Source organism: Fimbriimonas ginsengisoli Gsoil 348 (assembly GCF_000724625.1).
Lineage (GTDB): Bacteria > Armatimonadota > Fimbriimonadia > Fimbriimonadales > Fimbriimonadaceae > Fimbriimonas > Fimbriimonas ginsengisoli.
Window position 1 is genome coordinate 4,582,115 of sequence record NZ_CP007139.1, and the last position, 16,750, is coordinate 4,598,864.

Annotated in this window: 15 protein-coding genes and 1 tRNA gene; 13 read left to right on the forward strand and 3 right to left on the reverse strand. The window is 60.9% G+C overall.

All coding sequences use genetic code 11. From position 1 onward, the window contains the following. Positions 1-21 precede the first annotated feature (21 nt). The gene (locus OP10G_RS20600) at positions 22-1,713 is read left to right on the forward strand and encodes an NAD(P)/FAD-dependent oxidoreductase (protein ID WP_025228545.1); all 1,692 of its coding nucleotides are present in this window, start codon (positions 22-24) and stop codon (positions 1,711-1,713) included. Between the two features lie 31 nt (positions 1,714-1,744). Here the strand turns inward: OP10G_RS20600 and OP10G_RS27540 are convergent, their stop codons facing one another. From OP10G_RS27540 to OP10G_RS20615, 3 genes are read right to left on the reverse strand one after another with little or no spacing between them, the layout of a single operon-like run. Then, entirely contained in the window at positions 1,745-1,987 is a 243-nt protein-coding gene (locus OP10G_RS27540) for a hypothetical protein (RefSeq protein ID WP_025228544.1), read from the reverse strand. Further along, positions 1,984-2,949: a prepilin-type N-terminal cleavage/methylation domain-containing protein gene (locus OP10G_RS20610; protein WP_025228543.1), complete on the reverse strand. Its 966-nt coding sequence runs from the start codon at positions 2,947-2,949 to the stop codon at positions 1,984-1,986. The genes OP10G_RS27540 and OP10G_RS20610 overlap by 4 nt, the downstream gene beginning before the upstream one ends. Before the next feature lie 58 nt (positions 2,950-3,007). After that, positions 3,008-4,018, reverse strand: a complete 1,011-nt coding sequence (locus tag OP10G_RS20615; protein ID WP_025228542.1) for a LacI family DNA-binding transcriptional regulator — start codon at positions 4,016-4,018, stop codon at positions 3,008-3,010. A gap of 178 nt (positions 4,019-4,196) precedes the next feature. On the opposite strand from OP10G_RS20615, the gene OP10G_RS20620 reads away from it, so the two are divergent. The 12 genes from OP10G_RS20620 (at position 4,197) to OP10G_RS25215 (ending at position 16,743) form a co-directional block, all read left to right on the forward strand. After that, positions 4,197-4,282: transfer RNA gene (locus OP10G_RS20620), tRNA-Leu, on the forward strand. A 935-nt stretch (positions 4,283-5,217) separates the two neighbouring features. Then, positions 5,218-6,798 carry a GspE/PulE family protein gene (locus OP10G_RS20630; RefSeq protein ID WP_025228540.1) on the forward strand — a complete coding sequence of 527 codons (1,581 nt, stop codon included), beginning with the start codon at positions 5,218-5,220 and terminating at the stop codon, positions 6,796-6,798. A gap of 100 nt (positions 6,799-6,898) precedes the next feature. Next, positions 6,899-8,125, forward strand: a complete 1,227-nt coding sequence (locus tag OP10G_RS20635; protein WP_144241281.1) for a type II secretion system F family protein — start codon at positions 6,899-6,901, stop codon at positions 8,123-8,125. A gap of 48 nt (positions 8,126-8,173) precedes the next feature. Continuing rightward, the gene (gspG, locus tag OP10G_RS20640; RefSeq protein WP_025228538.1) at positions 8,174-8,620 is read left to right on the forward strand and encodes a type II secretion system major pseudopilin GspG; all 447 of its coding nucleotides are present in this window, start codon (positions 8,174-8,176) and stop codon (positions 8,618-8,620) included. Continuing rightward, the gene (locus tag OP10G_RS20645) at positions 8,613-9,146 is read left to right on the forward strand and encodes a prepilin-type N-terminal cleavage/methylation domain-containing protein (protein ID WP_025228537.1); all 534 of its coding nucleotides are present in this window, start codon (positions 8,613-8,615) and stop codon (positions 9,144-9,146) included. Before gspG ends, OP10G_RS20645 begins: the two co-directional genes overlap by 8 nt. Beyond that, positions 9,121-9,531: a type IV pilus modification PilV family protein gene (locus OP10G_RS20650; protein ID WP_025228536.1), complete on the forward strand. Its 411-nt coding sequence runs from the start codon at positions 9,121-9,123 to the stop codon at positions 9,529-9,531. The genes OP10G_RS20645 and OP10G_RS20650 overlap by 26 nt, the downstream gene beginning before the upstream one ends. Then, on the forward strand, positions 9,528-10,253 hold the full coding sequence (locus tag OP10G_RS20655; RefSeq protein ID WP_025228535.1) for a PulJ/GspJ family protein: 726 nt from the start codon (positions 9,528-9,530) through the stop codon (positions 10,251-10,253). Before OP10G_RS20650 ends, OP10G_RS20655 begins: the two co-directional genes overlap by 4 nt. Further along, positions 10,250-11,563 (forward strand): type II secretion system minor pseudopilin, encoded by a 1,314-nt coding sequence (locus tag OP10G_RS20660; protein WP_025228534.1) that lies wholly within the window; start codon positions 10,250-10,252, stop codon positions 11,561-11,563. Before OP10G_RS20655 ends, OP10G_RS20660 begins: the two co-directional genes overlap by 4 nt. Beyond that, positions 11,560-12,876, forward strand: coding sequence for a PilN domain-containing protein (locus tag OP10G_RS20665; RefSeq protein WP_025228533.1), 1,317 nt, complete (start codon positions 11,560-11,562; stop codon positions 12,874-12,876). Before OP10G_RS20660 ends, OP10G_RS20665 begins: the two co-directional genes overlap by 4 nt. Beyond that, entirely contained in the window at positions 12,873-13,448 is a 576-nt protein-coding gene (gene pilO, locus OP10G_RS20670) for a type 4a pilus biogenesis protein PilO (RefSeq protein ID WP_025228532.1), read from the forward strand. The genes OP10G_RS20665 and pilO overlap by 4 nt, the downstream gene beginning before the upstream one ends. Further along, entirely contained in the window at positions 13,441-14,274 is an 834-nt protein-coding gene (locus OP10G_RS20675; protein ID WP_025228531.1) for a hypothetical protein, read from the forward strand. The genes pilO and OP10G_RS20675 overlap by 8 nt, the downstream gene beginning before the upstream one ends. Positions 14,275-14,304: 30 nt before the next feature. Continuing rightward, complete coding sequence (locus tag OP10G_RS25215; RefSeq protein ID WP_084179574.1) at positions 14,305-16,743, forward strand: secretin N-terminal domain-containing protein; 2,439 nt, start codon at positions 14,305-14,307, stop codon at positions 16,741-16,743. The last annotated feature ends 7 nt before the right edge of the window (positions 16,744-16,750 follow it).

Consider the following 16,750-nt stretch of genomic DNA (forward strand, 5'->3'; position numbering starts at 1 on the left):
CCGAAAGATGGAAATCCGCCAATGAACTACGATGTCGCCATCATTGGAGGCGGTCCCGCCGGGAGCACCGTCGGCTGCCTGCTCAAGAAGTACAATCCGGCGCTGAAGGTCGCGATCTTGGAGCGGGAAACCTTCCCCCGAGACCACATCGGCGAGAGCCTCCTCCCGCCGATCTCGCCGATCTTGATCGAGATGGGGTGCTGGGACAAGGTGGAAGCCGCGAATTTTCCGATCAAGATCGGCGCGACCCTGCGATGGGGCAAAACCCCGGAACTCTGGAATTTCGAGTTCTTCCCTGCCGACGAGTTCAAGGACGAGCCGCGACCCGCCAAGTTCGAGGGTCAGCGCCGCCTCACCGCATTCCAAGTCGACCGCGCTATCTACGACGAGATCCTGCTAAACCACTGCGCCGAACTCGGCTGCGATGTCCGGCAAGGAACGAAGGTCGCCAAAGTGAACCGGGAGGGTGACCGGGTGACCGGGCTGGAATTGGAGGACGGCGAAGTCGTTACCGCGCGTCATTACGTGGATGCCTCCGGCAATAGCGGCATTCTTCGCCGAGCCATGAACGTCGCTTGCGACTATCCCTCCACGCTCCGGAACATCGCGATCTGGGACTACTGGCAGAACGCCGACTGGGCGGTCCGCATCGGCGTAGGGGCGACCCGCATTCAGGTTCGCAGCCTCGGTTACGGGTGGCTGTGGTTCATTCCCCTTGGCCCTACCCGCACCAGTATCGGGCTGGTCATTCCGGCCGAGTACTTCAAATCCTTGGGCAAGAAACCGCAGGAGGTCTATCGCCAGGCCCTCCAGGAAGAAGAGGCGCTTTCCGCTCTCCTCGCGAATGCCACCAGCGAAGATCGGCTGGAGACGACCCGCGACTGGTCGTTCCTGGCCGAGCGTCAATCTGGCGAAAACTGGTTCTTGGTGGGCGAGAGCGGTGGCTTTGCCGATCCGATCCTCTCGGCAGGCGTCACGATGGCGCAGATTGGCGCCCAGCAGTGCGCCTATACCATCTTGGAAATCGACCGGGGCGAGCTAAAGCGAGAGTGGCTGTGTGAGCAATTCGACCGCCGGCAGATCCGCCGCATCAAAACGCACATTCGCTTCGGCGACTATTGGTATACGGCCAACTCGCAATTCTCCGACCTCAAGGATTTCACCGCGGAGCTGGCGCGCGCGAACGGCCTCGAACTCTCGCCGGATAAGGCCTGGCAATGGCTGGCGCAAGGGGGCTTCATCGATGAGGACCTCACGGTCGGCGCCGGCGGATTCAACCTTCTCAGCATTCGGTCCTCCACCGAATTTCTAACCGAGCTCGATGCCGGTTCGCCGCTGGAAGAAAACAACATTCTAAGGCTCGACTTGCAAGGGGCGACCTGGCAGGATGGCGCGGTTTACCACGAAGGCCGGGTGATAAAGGCCGGCAGCTACACCCGCGATGGCAAGGTGCTGCCGCTCTGGGGCCACTTCGACGTGCTCGTCAAGCTCCTGCAGCGAGAATCCCGATTGCCGAGCATCGTGCAAATGATGCAACTGATGGCGCAGCAGCGCGCGCACGATCCGGTCGCGATGACGTTCCTCGGCATGTTGCCCGAGGCGATGGAGGGGATGGTGCGGGACGGATGGATCCGTGCGTCTTACGACCCCAAACTCCCGCGCGCAACGCTAGTCCAACATGGAACCGGATTTCACCGGAATCGCGACACGTAGGTCGGGCGGAGGCTGATACCCCGCCCCCCTTCTACTTGGGCGTGTTGAACTCGATCTTATCGTTCTTGTGCTTGTTCTGATAGTCCTCGATGGACTTGACCATCGCGGCCCTGTCCGCTTCGGTAGGCCCTTTGTAGGTTGGATCCGCCACTGGATGGCGAGCCGCTTCCTCCTGAGCCTTTGTCATGGTGCCGGCTTCCGACTTGCTACATCCCGGAGTGGTCAAGGTTCCAACCAACAGCAAGGCGATTAGCAAACTTCTTTCGTTTTTCATTGTGAGTCTGATGTCGCGGTCATCGGGGCCCAGCTCCACCGATGTGGAGCTGGACGGATTCGCGGGAGCCGTCTTAGCGGTCGGCATCCCACAGGTTTTTTGGCCCGGTTGTTGATTGGGTCGGGGTCCGTCGCACGCGGCTGCATCCCCTTGGTGTGGCCGTCGACGAACGAGAAGTTGGCGTTTACGCCACTGGTGAGGCTTACGCCGCCGTCCGGTCCGGTTGGGAACGGGTTCGTGGTCGCCGCGAGGCCATTGGGAATGTCCTCCGGTCCGAACCACTCATACTGCCCACCGATATCTCCCGGAATTCTGATCTGCAGGAACGCCGCGGAGAACCACTCGCTGATGTTCCCAAATCCGCAGCAGCCGGACTTGTACATCGAGTCGTCGAAAAGATCCCCAAGAAGAATCGTGCTTGCCGGCTGCGTCACCTGAGTCTGCGACTTCGAGTGCGGAAGCACGTAGTTGCCGTTATCGTTTTGGTTCATCACGCCGCCGAGCACACACGGCGCGGAGTCGCTACATCCGGCGGCATAGCCGGCGGAGTTGGCGCTGTGCGTGTAGGCGTTCGGGGCGTACGAGAGCCCGATCGCGTTCTTGAAGTTGTCCGGCGAGAAGGAGGTGGCCCAGCTCGCGACCGGAGCGTCGTGTCGAGAATCCAGCGGACTTTGGAAGATCGGCAGATTCTTGATGTAGGGCGCCGTCTTTTGAATCCAGGTTCGGCTAAACGTGCCGGAGTCCGCGTCGTTGCCGTTGACCGGACTGAACATGTCGTCGAAGTCACCCGTGTAGATCAACTGACCCAGAGTGATCTGCTTCATGTTCGAGATGTCGGCAGAATTCTTTGCCGCGCGTTTTGCCTGGGCAAAAACCGGGAAAAGAATCGCTGCGAGGATGGCGATGATGGCGATGACGACTAATAGTTCAATTAGCGTAAATGCTTTGCTTCTTCGTTTCATGATGACCTTCGTTGGATGCACTGGACAGCAAAGTCGCTGTCGATGAGGCAGGTGTAAATCAAGTGGTTTCCCCTCGAACGAACTCGACCGGCAGGTTCGTTAAGGCGGGTACGGCGTCGCCGGAAAGCAGACGCGACAAGATCGAGACCGCGGTCCCTCCGACCTCGCGCCACGGCGCCCGGATCGAGGTTATGTTGAAATCGCGGAATTCGAAACCGTCGAAGCCGATGACGGCGACCTCTCCGGGTATCGACATGCCGCGCTCTCGGAGCACGGCACAAGCGGCCCACGCCTGCCAATCGTTCCAACCGACCAACGCGGTTGCCCGGTTGTCCCCGTCCGTCAGAACCTGCAGATCGCGATCGGTCAGGGGCGAGACGTTGTCAAGGCCCTCGTGAACCGTCACTCGGATTCCGTGCGCGCTCGCCGACTCGACGAACGCCTCCATCCGAGTAATCGCCGACTGTGCGGTCGCGGCCGTCTGTTTGTATAAAACGTGTCGATGCCCCCGGCTCGCCAGGTGCCGAGCCTGCATCTGTCCCCCACTCACGTCGTCCGCGGTTACCGACGGCAAAAAGTCGATCGCGTCCACAACCGCCACCGTAGGCACCTTGAGCTCATCGAGCATCGGAACGATCGGATCGTCCGCCCGCGCGTGAATGATCAGGCCGTCGATGGCGCGGTCCGAAACCAGATCGAGCAGCTTGTCCGGCTCGCTCCCCGATGTGTGGACGACCGTGTTCATACCGACCTCGCCGCTCCCTTCGAAGATGCCTCCAAGCAGATCGGCAAAAAACGTTCCGCTTGCCGTGAGACGGCTACGCCCGGAATAGATGCCAATTCGGTTCGTTCGACCCGTAAGAAGCGACCGGGCCTGCGCGTTAGGCCGGTACCCCAGCTTTTCCGCCGCTTGGATCACGCTCAGTCGGGTTGTGGCGGAAACGCGGGTGCCAGAGCGGGTACCGTTCAGCACGACGGACACCGTCGACTCGCTCACTCCGATGGAGCGGGCGACGTCCCGGAGCGTCATCGACCGGCGGCCATTCCAACTGTGGTTGTCGCGCGTCATTGCTTGTGACGCACTATAAGTTGACTCAACGGTGATTCACACGTGAATCAATGTTGATTCACCCGGATCATGGCTTTCCGCCGCAAAAAAGGGAAGGCGGTCCAACTTTTGGCTCGATTTCCGCCGAGTGGCGCCCTAAAACGAAATCCGCCCGAAGGGTATCCTCTGAGATTCGATTGGGCGAGTGGCGGAATTGGTAGACGCGCTGGGTTTAGGTTCCAGTGTCCAAAAGACGTCAGGGTTCGAGTCCCTGCTCGCCCACCAGGGCCAATAGAAGCTTCTCGCTAACGCGTGCGGCGTTTTCGCCGACGGGAAATGGGGCTTCCCTTTCGCGTCGTATAGCCGGCCCACACGCGGCTCCCCGGCATCGCCGGGTCGTTTCGTCCCGGTTCCGAGGGTCTGGGGGCGTCGGCCACGATAGCCGGTCCGGTGCACGAAACCAACATTGCCGAAGCGTGGACCCGCGCGGCATCGGCCTGAACGGCCGCCATAACAATCAATGGCGCCGCCACTCCGCGAGCCATCCAACAAAACGAATTCATCTCACTCCCTATCCCTTTACAGATAAAACGATCAAATAGCGGTAAATAACCCCTTAATGAATTCCTAACGCTGGACTACCAAGAGGTCACGGCTCGGGCCGGATACCGTCGCCTACACCAAACATTCCTTTTCGTTGCATATCAACAAAAGAAATCTCAATAACGTGCCCTTCAAGGCTCCGACTACGAGACAACTTGCCTGATCTAATGTACAACATCAGCCGATTCCTGCCTAGGATCGACTAGCTCCTTTTTTGTGAGTTTCCGCATAAGAACGCACCCCTAACACTTTCCTTTGCGTCAGTTAACGTCTTTGTTTCCACTTCAATAGAATCTATATAAGCTCTCGCATCACGCCCAGAAGCGGTATACGTGCGACCCCTCCGGCGGGATGCGGTCGAATCCACGCGAAGCAGGCGAACTCAGATGCAAGAAGCATGCGTCCTCTCCCTGCACGAAAGTCGATTTGCCGGGCTTGCCGCAATTACATGGACCATCCGGAACCTCCTCCGCAGATTCAACGTAACCCAGCGGTAAGGTGGACGCGTGTGCGCGAGGTTCGCTCGCGTTTCATTCCCCGCAGGTGAACATTTCGTTTCCCGTCACGTCACTTCCCCCCAACGATACGACCGCCTACCGGCCCCACCCAAATCACCCATGAGTCTCGACCTTTCCCTCAGCCAAACCGCCTCCGTCCCCCGGGAGCCTGCTCCCATGGTCGACGGGTACGAGTTTGTCGACCTGAACCTGGTAAAGCCGGATCCGGACGCCATCGCCCTGGCGCCCGGCGACTTCGCCATGAAGAACAAGGTGCTGCCGCTCGGGTTCGACGGAGAGTCTCTGGTCGTGGCGATGGGCTCGCCGCAATCGCTCGGCTCCGTCGACGATCTCGGCATCCTTCTTCAGCGTCCCGTCACCCCGGTCCTCGCCGACGCCAATCTGATCGACAACAAGATCCAGGAATTCTTCCTCGAAAAGATCCTGAGCGGACTGGCTACCAGCGACGAGGCGGGAGCGGCGGAGGTCGACGAATCCACCGATCTCGCCGACCTCTTGCGAATGGCCGACGATTCGGCCGTCGTCAAGATGGTAAACGCCATCTTCGCGCAGGCGGCCCGAGACGGAGCGAGCGACATCCACATCGAACCGTACGAGCGGGAAGTTAAGATTCGTTACCGAATCGACGGCATGCTCCACGACATGATGCGCCCGCCTAAGCGGATGCACGCCGCGCTTATCTCCCGACTTAAGATCCTCGGCGAACTGAACATCGCGGAGCGCCGGCTCCCGCAAGACGGCCGCATCAAAATCACCGTCGGCGCCCGGCAAATCGACATCCGGCTTTCCATCGTCCCCGCCGTCTTCGGCGAGCGCGCCGTCATGCGGTTGCTGGATAAAGGAACCGCCCTCCTCGGCCTGGAAGAGCTCGGCATGGGAGCCGACGTTCTCACCAAATTCCGAAAGATCATCTCGCTGCCCCACGGCATCGTTTTGGCGACCGGCCCCACCGGTTCCGGTAAGTCGACGTCGCTGTACGCCTCGCTGCAAGAGATCTGGTCTCCCGCCACTAACATCCTCACCATCGAGGACCCGGTCGAGTATCAGGTACCCGGCATCAGCCAAATCCAAGTTCGCCCGAACATCGGTCTCACATTTGCTAGCGGCCTTCGCTCCTTCTTGCGGCAAGACCCGGACGTAATCATGGTCGGCGAAATCCGTGACCACGAGACGGCCGAGATCGCCATCCATGCGTCGCTCACCGGCCACCTCGTCTTCTCCACCCTCCACACGAACGACGCCGCCGGCGCGGTAACCCGTCTGCTCGACATGGGCGTCGAACCGTACCTCGTCGCTTCTTCCCTCGTCGGCGTCGTCGCCCAACGGCTCGTTCGCCGGGTTTGCTCGAACTGCTCCGAGCCTGCCGCCCACAAGCCGGACCTGCTCGCCGCCATCGGCCTGACCGGCCACGAGCCGAACGCCAACTTCCGCCGCGGACGGGGATGCGAAAAGTGCCAGGGCACCGGCTACAAGGGCCGGCAGGGGCTCTACGAGCTCCTCGTCGTAGACGAAACGATCAAGCGAATGACGATCGACCGGGCTTCCTCGAGCGCCATGAAGGCGCACGCGATCGAAACCCAGGAAATGCGAACCCTTCTCGGTGACGGCCGCTTAATGGTTCTCAACGGCAAAACCACTCCCGAAGAAGTCCTCCGCGTCTCGCAACGAGAAGACTTCTGACATTGCTTGATTGCTTGATTGCTCGATTGCTAGATTCAACTTATTAATCGAGCAATCAAGCAATCGAGCAATCAAGCAATCCAACAATCAAGCAATCGAAATGACCACTTTCTCCTATGTCGCCCTCGAACCCTCCGGTCAAAAGAAGACCGGGTTCGTTGACGCCTCCAGCCGAGAGGCGGCTATTCAGACCGTTTCCGCCACCGGCCGGTTCGTGCTCGACATCAAGGAGGAAGGGACCCGCACCAAGACGACTTCCGCCGCAAAGCACGAAGTCGCCAAGCGCAAGGGCAAAGTCTCCCGAGGCGATCTCGCCCTCTTCACCCGCCGCCTTGCCGACCTATCGGAAGCCGGCCTTCCTTTGGACCGGGTCCTCCAAGTCGTCTCCGAGCAGTCGGAGAGCATCACCCTCACCGAGGTCGCGGAAAACGCTTTAGACGAGGTCCGGGGCGGAAAGCCGGTGTCCGACGCCCTCGCCGCCTATCCCAAGCTCTTCCCTTCCGTCTTCACCCAAACCCTGAAAGCCGGTGAGGCCAGCGGCCAGTTTCCCGACGTCACCTCGCGCCTCGCCAACTTCCAAGAGAACGAGGTTGCCCGCCGAAGTCAGATCACCTCCGCGCTCGTGTATCCCGGCATCCTCGCCAGCACCGCCGTCTTCGTGGTGGTATTCCTGCTCACTTTCGTCGTTCCCCGCCTTTCGGGCGTCTTCAAGGGACTCGGAAACGACCTCCCGGCCAGCACCAAGCTTCTGCTCGCGATGACCGCGTTCATCACCCAGCAGTGGTATTTCATCATCGGCGGAATCGTGGCGGCGGTCGTGCTGTACAAGGCATGGGCCGGCACGGAAAGCGGCCGGTATCAACGCGACGCCCTGATCATGCGGATGCCTGCCGTCGGCCCCGTGATCCGCAAGGCGACCGTCTCGCGGTTTTCCCGCGTTCTGGCGACCCTCGTATTCGGTGGCGTACCGATCCTCCAGGCGCTCAACATCGCCGGATTAGCCTCCGGAAACCGGGTTTTCCAGCGAAGCGCCGAGGAAGTGGAAGCCGAAGTCCGCGAAGGCGTGTCAATTGCGCAAGCTATGCGAGACGCCGGGGCCTTTCCACCCGTCTTGACCCACATGGTCGCAATCGGCGAGGAGACCGGCGACCTTCCGAAGATGCTTAACCGCGTCTCGGACAGCCTCGACTTCGAGGTTGACAACGGCATGCGACGGCTGACCGCCATGGTCGAGCCGATCATCGTCCTGACCATGGGAGTCTTTGTAGGCTTCGTCGTCCTGTCGGTACTCCTGCCGATCTACGCGGCGGGAGACACGGTGAAATAAAGTCGCCGTGAGAATGCAGAATAGAAAGCTTTTGGAAGAGAGGAACATATGAAAAAGAAAATCAATGGAATGAAGCGGCGGGGCTTTACCCTTATCGAGCTCCTCGTCGTCATCCTGATCCTGGCCATTCTGGCCGCGTTGATCGTGCCTAAGGTTATCGGCCGAACAGACGACGCCAAAGTCGGGGCGGCCAAATCCGACCTGAAGAACCTATCGAGCGCTCTCGAAGCGTTCAAGCTCGACTGCGGGCGTTACCCGACCGCCGACGAGGGACTTACCGCCCTCCAGGTTGCCCCTGGCGACGTCCAAGGCTGGAAAGGCCCGTACCTGAAAGGAATGCCCGAGAGCCAGCCCGTCGACCCGTGGGGAACGGCGTATCAATACGAATACCCCGGCACGAGCGGCGACCCGAACTCGTACACTATCACCAGTCTAGGCGCCGATAAGGCCCAAGGCGGTGACGGCTACAACGCCGACCTCACAGAGAATGGCTAAATCTCGCCGTGGCTTTACTCTGATCGAGGTGTCGGTCGTGATCACGATTATCGTGGTCCTGGCCGCCCTCGTCACGCCAAACCTCTCGAACATGCTCGCGAGCCGGCAGGTGCGGACTTTTGTCAATGCCCTGCCGGATATCGCCGGCCAGACGAGAGACGCCGCCCGCAATCAGGGAGTCACGACAAAGCTCACGTACGACGATTCGGCCCACCAACTGATCGCCTCCATCGAACGCGTCAATCAAGATGACGAGACGATCACTTCGCTGGCGGTGCCGAATCCAGTTCAAATTCAGGCGTTTCAAGCCGACGGACAGCAAAAGAGCGCCGGCGACTGGACCCTTCACTTCTATTCCGACGGCCATAGCGACGGCGGCGGAGTGGAAACCAACGACGCCGGCATGCTTCGTTCGCTGGTCGTCGACCGCAACGGAGTTGCCACGCTAGTCCGGGGGCCGCTTCCCGACGCAACCGAGGAGCGCTGGCCCGCAGGAGATTATGAGCACCGGACGACGACCAACTAAAGGCTTCACCCTCATCGAAGCGCTGGTCGCCGTCGCGCTCCTCACCGGGGGAATCGTCGCCGTCCTCGGCGCCCTCGCTTCCATGACTCGGACCGAATCGCGATTCCGCGACCAGGACCAGATGCAGCGTCTCGCGATGCAGAAGCTCGATGAGCTCGTCTCCACCAGCGACAACATCACCGCTCCCCAAAATGGCGACTTCAAAGATCGCGACGACGACCGGTTCGTATGGAGCAGCGAGGAAGCCCCCAGCGGGGTTGAGAATCTCGACGCCATCACCGTGACCGTTCGCTACGCCGGCAATCCCGCCAAAAATGCGCCCGAGTCCGTGGTCTCGACTCTGCTGTACGTGCCGCCCACGAACACTACGGGGGCGACGCAATGAGGCGCGGCCTAACCCTCGTCGAGCTGCTCATCACCGTCTTCATCGTCAGCATCCTGATGGTGGGGGTGAGCCGAGCCTACGTCAGCACGATCGACTACGACTCCAAGATGCGGGTTGGCCGGGAAGAGTCGCAAAAGGCGATCGCATTTGAAGAGCGCGTCACCGACCTCATCCGCCACGCCAACCTTTCGTCGGATGCCAACCAAACCGCCTCCTTTTTCATCGGGAGCGTAGGCAACGGTCAGGACATGCAGACAGTAGCCGGGAGCGGCAATGCGGACACGCTAATTTTCACCGCCGCCGGGCTCCGGGTCGATGCCGGTCTGCTCGACTCGACGGACGACTTCGAAACTCAAAACCAAAAGGTCGGCCCCCAAGGCGGAATTGGGGAGATTTCACTCTCGACGATCGCAATCGGCGACGCCTCCGGTAAGAGCGGGGTTTTTCTTCGTCAGCAACGTCCCGCCGACGGCGATCCGACCCAAGGCGGTTACGAGTCGCTGGTCCAACCGAACGTCGACACCCTCAAGTTCGAATTCTTCGACGGAACCGACTGGCTCACCACCTGGGATACCCGGACGATGACCACCAAGCGCCTCCCTGCCGCAGTCCGGGTGACCTACCGGCTCAGCGACGAAAATAAAGACCGGATCCTTGTCGTGCAAGTGCCGGCCAGCGACGTCACGACCCTCAATCCGGTTCAACAGGAGACCGCAGGATGAAACGACGACAGAGAGGAAGCGCCTTTGTCGTGACGCTGGTGATTCTCGCCGGCCTCGTCGCCGTCGTTGCCAGCGTAGCCAACAATCAGCGGGTGGCATTCCGCTCGCAGATTAGCCGCCAGCAGCGGGAACGCGCCCACCTCGCCGCCCTCGCCGGAATTCAGCGCGCAATCGCCGTTCTGGCGACCATCCCAGCGCCGGGCCAGTCCGGCCAAACGACGACTACGACCGGAAACACGACGAGCCAATCGGGAGCGATCACTCTCCAAGACGATTGGGCGACCCTCGGGCAGACCGGCAGCGAGAAATTCATTGTCGGAAACGCTTCGTTCCGGCTCCAGATCGTCGACGCCAGTTCGTTCGTGAACATCAACTCGGCCACCGAAGATCAATGGAACAAGCTCCCTTTAGCGCCCGAAGAAATAGCTTCGATCCTCGATTACCGAACAACTGGCTCCGCCGCACGTCCACTCGGAGCGAAAGACGATTACTACAATGCGCTTGCGGAGCCGTACAACGCCAAACTCGCCAATTTCGAGACGGTGGATGAGCTGCTCCAAGTAAAAGGGCTGACCGCCAAGATTCTTTACGAACTTAGAACCGACGTGCAGACCAGCAACCCGCTACCGACGGATATCAACGGCAACACCGTGCCCTTGGCCGATCTGCTCACCGCGGTTTCCTACTCCGCCCGCCTAAACCCGCAGGGTCAGGCGCTGATTAATGTCGGCGGCGCGGCCGGCGCCGCAAACCGGCGGCAACGCCTCCAAGCGCTTGGATTCAGCGCAAACTTTCTCAATCAGATCGCACCCGCCCAGGGTCCCCAGCCGACCTTCGCCACCGTCGGCGCTATTTGCGCGAGAGCGTCCAGCGCGGACGACCTCGCTAAGGTCCTCGACAACCTCGCCACCGACGCCCAACCGCGCCAGCTAGGGAGAATTAATATCAACACGGCCCCCGAGTCAGTACTCCAGACCGTTCCCGGCATCACGCCCGACCTCGCCACCGCCATCGTTCAACGCCAAACCCAAGGGTTCGCCTCGTTAGGTGAAGTCACCCAGGTACCGGGCATCACGTCGCAAGTGCTTTCCCAGTGCGCGGATCTCCTGACCGCTTCGTCCCAAACCTTCTATGTTCGAATCGTAGGAACCTCCGGACAAACGTCGGTTGCGGTTCTCGCGCTTATCGACGTGGAAAATGGGACCCCCAAGCTGTTAATGGTTCAGGATCAGCCATTCAACGATATGATTACTCGCTGGAACTGGCCGACCGACACCAACGTCGACACGACTCTAAAGGAGGCAGCTTGAACAGCCTCCCGGCCCCGAAGCGGGGTGGCCCTGCTCCCGACCTGGCCATCGAGTACTCCGCTCGCGGACTAACCGTTTACGATCCTCGAACCCGGTCTTCCCAACCATTTCAAGATCTGGCGACCGTCGGCGCGACCTACGGTGGCCGCTACGTCGTCGTCGCACTCTCCCGCCGGTCCGTCTTCGTCCGCACCACGCGCGTTCCGAACGCCTCCGCGGACGACATCCGGCAGATCCTGATGATGCGGATGGCCGACCTCTTTCCGCTCGGTCCGGTCGAGCTGGCGATCGATTTCCACGTCACCGACGACCTAAATCAGGAAGGGCGGCTTGCCATCGTCGCCGCGGTACCCACCACCGAGCTCCGCCGGATCCGGGAAGACGCTAAGTCCGCCGGCCTTCGCGTGCTCGCCGTCGTCCCCGTCGCCATCGGATCCGTCAGCATTGCCCGCGCGCTTCAGCAGCAAAACGCCGCTATCGTAAGCCGCGATCAAGAAGGGATCGGGATCGATATCGTGCTGGACAACCAGCTCCGGCAGAGTCGGGTCGTTCCCTCCTCCGCCGCCGTCGAGGCCGAGGTATGCCGCACCTACTCGGTGGCCGGCATCCCTTGCGGAGAAATCGTGGCCGCCGACGGAGTGGTGCTCAAAGCGCCGGACCTCGACACGAACGATTCGCCCCTCGCCGCCCTGATCGACGGCTACGTGCACGGTCTCGGCCTCAACCTGGAGCTTCCCGAAGCCATCGATCTCCGCCTGAAGCAAGGGCGGGACAAACACCGGCGCACTGCCTTCGTGCTCGCCGCCGCCGCTCTGGCGACCCTGATATTTGTAGCCAACGACCGGATCTCCGCCGGCAGCAAAGTCGATGCCGAGATCGGCAAGGCGCAAAAGGACGCGTCGGACGCCAAAACGAAGCTAAAGCAGCGCGAAAAGGAGCTCGACGTCGCCACCAAGAACGAGGACACCGTCAACCGGGCGTTCCAGCCGGCGCAACGGCTCGGCGACGTCGCCGTCCTGATGGCGAATCGGGTTCCCCAGGGGATTTGGCTGAACGGATTTACCGCCGAGCGCGGAAAGCCGGTGACCGCCCGCGGCGTCGCAAAGACGAGCGAGGCGGTCGGCACTTACATGCAACGCCTCTCCGCCGAGCCTCGCCTCCGCGACGTAAAGCTGGTCGGATTTTCCAGCAGCGGCCAGATCGAAGGGATTCCGGTCGTGCAGTTCAGCGTCTCCGCCTTCCCGGTCGGCAACCTGACCCTCGCCGACCCCTTTGCGAAGAAGGGCGCCTCCGCACCGGTGAAATCGAAATGATCAACTTCCGCGACCGGCAAGACATGCTTCCCAGCTTGATCACGGTCTCCGCCATCGTGGTTCTTGCCGGGACCCTCGCCTTCGGCATTTACAATAACACCCATCCGCTCTCCTCGACCAAGGCCGTCGCCGACGCCAAACGGGATCTTCGAATGACGAAGACCAATATCGGCAAGGCGATCGAGGCGATCGCTGAAAAGAACAAGGCGATCGACGCCGCCACCTGGAGCGGCAAACCGCAGGAAATCGGCACCCAAGTGCTCAAGCAAGTCACCGCGCTTGCCAAGAAGAATGGCGTTAAGCTCGGTAATGTCCGGCCCCAACGAGGAATCAATGTCGACGCCCTGACGACTCTTCCCTACCTGGTGACCGTCCAGGGCTCCTATCCCGCCGTCCTCGCCTTTGAGCGCGAGATCGACCAGCTCGGCAATCGCCTCGCCGTCAACCTCATCCAAATCTCCGCCTCCGACGCTAACTCCGACCAGGTAACCGCCAATATCGGTGTCGTCGCCTACCTCAATCCGAACGGCCCTCCGCTCAGCTCGAGCAAGGATGTGACCTCCCATGCCTAAACTCTTTGGAAAGGAAGTTTCCTGGGCGCTTCTAGGCCCCGCTTCGATCCTCGGCCTGTACGTCGTCTACACCCTCGCGTTCCCGGCGCCCCCGGTGGTCGCGACCGGTCCCACCAAAAAGAGGACCAAGCCGGTCGCGACGAACACCCTCTTTTTGCCCGAGGATAAGACGGCCAAATTCGCCTCCTTTACGGAGCCGCCACAGAACACCTACCGGCCACTGATCGTTAAGCAGAACCCTCTCGGCGGAAAGGCGGCTCTCAATGGGCCGATCCTCGGGTTCGACCCGAAGAACGCCGATGGTCAGGCGGGGTGGGGCTACACCGGTTACGTGGTGCTTAACGGCCAGCCGCAAGGTCTCTTGGAGAACCCGAGCACCGGCGATGCGCTCTACGTACAGAAAGGAGATGTCTGGAAACACTCGACCGTCAAGGAGCTGACGCCGGAGAAGATCGTGGTCAGCGGCCCCGGCGGCACCCAGACCGTCAAACTTGGGGACGTTACTGAACTCAAGAAGCCCTCGAGCGTCGTTGCCGGTGGGGTCGGCGTGGCCCCGGTTAATCCCGGACCCGCTCTTGCCGGCGCCATCGGAAATGGAGCTCCCGGTACCGGTTTTCCCAATGGCGGATTTCCCGGGAACGGAAACCCCGCGACGGCGAATAATAGTAATGGCATCGGCAATAACCCGGTTACCGATCTCAGCGTTCAGCCAGACGCCACTTTCCAGGGCAGAGGCCGTGGCCGAGGCCGAGGTGGCCGCCGAAACCGCGGTGGCGGCGGCGGATTCGACAATGGTGGCGGCGGGTTTAACAACGGCGGGAATTAGGAACGAACTGTGAAAATCAAGCGAAGTTGGATGTCAGTAGCGCTGCTCATGCCCGTCATGGCCATGGGACAGTTCGTAACCGGAGCGAATGGAGAAACCGGCCGGCCGTGGGAGGACTTCAAGCTCAATCCGAAGTCCCGGATCAAGCTGGATTACCGGAACAGCAACATCGACATGATCCTGTCGATGTACCAGAAGGCGACCGGTATCACCATCGTCAAAGACCCGAACCTCGTCGGCGGTCTCACCCTCACCAGCGCCAAGCCGGTTAGCCTCAACGACGCCTTTCAGATCCTGAGCACCACGCTCAGCCTCAAGGGATTCGACATGGCGAAGGACGGCAACCTTTTGGTTATTCGCCAGAAGAACAAGAATGCGAACGCCGGCAGACCCTCTTTCGACCCTTCCGCCTTGGCGGGTCTGATGGGTGGCGGTGGCGACCAACCCCAGAACAAGCTTCAGGTTTATCCGATCAAGTACGCCAACGCGAGCCAACTCGCCCGGGTGGTGAACGACGTCTTTACTCCCTCGGGCGCCGGCACCAATCCTTTCGCTCGGTTTGGTCAGGGCGGTGGCGGAGGCGGGTTCCAGTTCCGCGGTGGTGGTGGTCCGGGAGGCCGAGGCGGCTTTCAGTTCCCCGGCGGGTTCAACTTTGGGCAAAATCAAAATCAGCCAAACGTCCGGGCCTCGTCTGACGACTTCAGCAACTCGGTGATCGTCAATGCACCCGAAAACGACCAGCGCCAAGTGAGCGACCTGATCAAACAGCTCGACAAGATCGTAGACGAACCGCTGCAGTCGAAGGTGTTCCACCTTCAGTACGCCGCCTCGGATGACCTGCTCGCCCTTGTTCAGAACCTGCTTAGCGCCAACGTTCCGCGGGGCCGAGGCGGCGCCACGACGCAAGCAACCCAAGGTCCTGGCGCCTTCTTCAATGCCATCCGGGGCCAAACGGCCGGCTCCGGCACCGTCACTTCCGATCCTTACACCAACTCGCTGGTCGTCACCGCGACGCCGGAGAACATGGCGCTCGTCACCAAAGTAATCACGGAGCTAGACGTAAAAGTCGAGTCGCAATCGTCGACCGTCGTGATCCCCCTTCGTAACGCCAAGTCCGACGACGTCGCCGGCCTGCTCAACCAAGCGTTCGGCCAGCGTCAGGGCACCGGCACGAACCGAGGCGGCGCCAACAACGGCAACCGCCCCAATACGGGCAATAACGCCACGAACCGAGGGAACACCGGCCGGAACAACGGGCTCGGCGGCAACATCGGCGTCCCCGGTAACGCAATGGCCCAGGAGATTCCGGTCGAGCTGCAGGATCCCAACGCGACCGAAGGGGAGCTGATGACGAACATCGTCGCCCAGGGCTTCGGTGGAGGCGGTGGATTCTTCGGAGGTGGGGGTCAGAACCAGCGCCGGCCCGGACAAACCTCCGGCCAGCAAGCCGCCCGCGACGCGAACGGAAATGTCGTCAACGTACGAGACCTCACCGGACAAGTCACCACGATCTCCGACCCGAACACCAACTCCATCATCGTGGTCACCACGCCCGAAAACGCCGACATCATTCGCGGCATCATCGAGCAGATCGACCGCATCCCCGAGCAGGTAATGATCGAGACGATCATTACCGAGGCCACCCTGGACAAGACCAACCGGTTCGGCGTCGAATGGAAGTTCGCTCAGAGCAACCCGTTCGGAACGAAGAGCACCAGCTCGACCGCGACGACCGGCTTCGGTCTTCAAAACTCTACTCCGGCGCTCGGCGGGTTCAGCTACACCCTTACCGGCGGTAGTCTCAGCGCGTTCTTAAACGCGCTCCAGCAAGACGATAAGTTCCAGGTGCTTTCGACGCCTCGAATCTTCACTTCGAACAACGTCCAGGCTGAAATCAACATCAGCCAAAGCGTGCCGTACATCACGCAGAGCCGCCAGGACGCGAACGGCAACTTCACTTACAGCTACTCGTTCCAAGACGTCGGCATCGTCCTCACCGTCACCCCGCGTATCACCAGCAACGGTTACGTGACGATGGAGGTCAGCCAGACCGCGAACGACCTGCAAGGGTTCACCACCTTCAACGCTCCGATCGTCAACAAACGAACGGCCGACACCACGGTTTCGGTTAAGGATGGCGAAACGATCATCCTCGGCGGGATCATCCGCTCCACGGTGACGTCCTCAGTAAAGAAGGTTCCGCTCCTCGGAGACATCCCTCTCCTGGGCAACCTGTTCAAGTCACGGTCGAAGGAAGACCAAAAGACCGAATTGCTCGTATTCCTTACCCCCCGGATCGTCCGCGACCCCGCCGAGGCGAGGCGCCTGCGCGAAGAAGGGATGAAGGATATGAGCCCCGACACCCAGAAGGGTTTAAACAATTTGATTAAGAAGCCCACCACTCCCCCTCCGGCGGTCACGCCGGGTACCGGGACGGTCAAGGGCGACAAGAAAAACGGAGGGAGTTAGTTTCTAT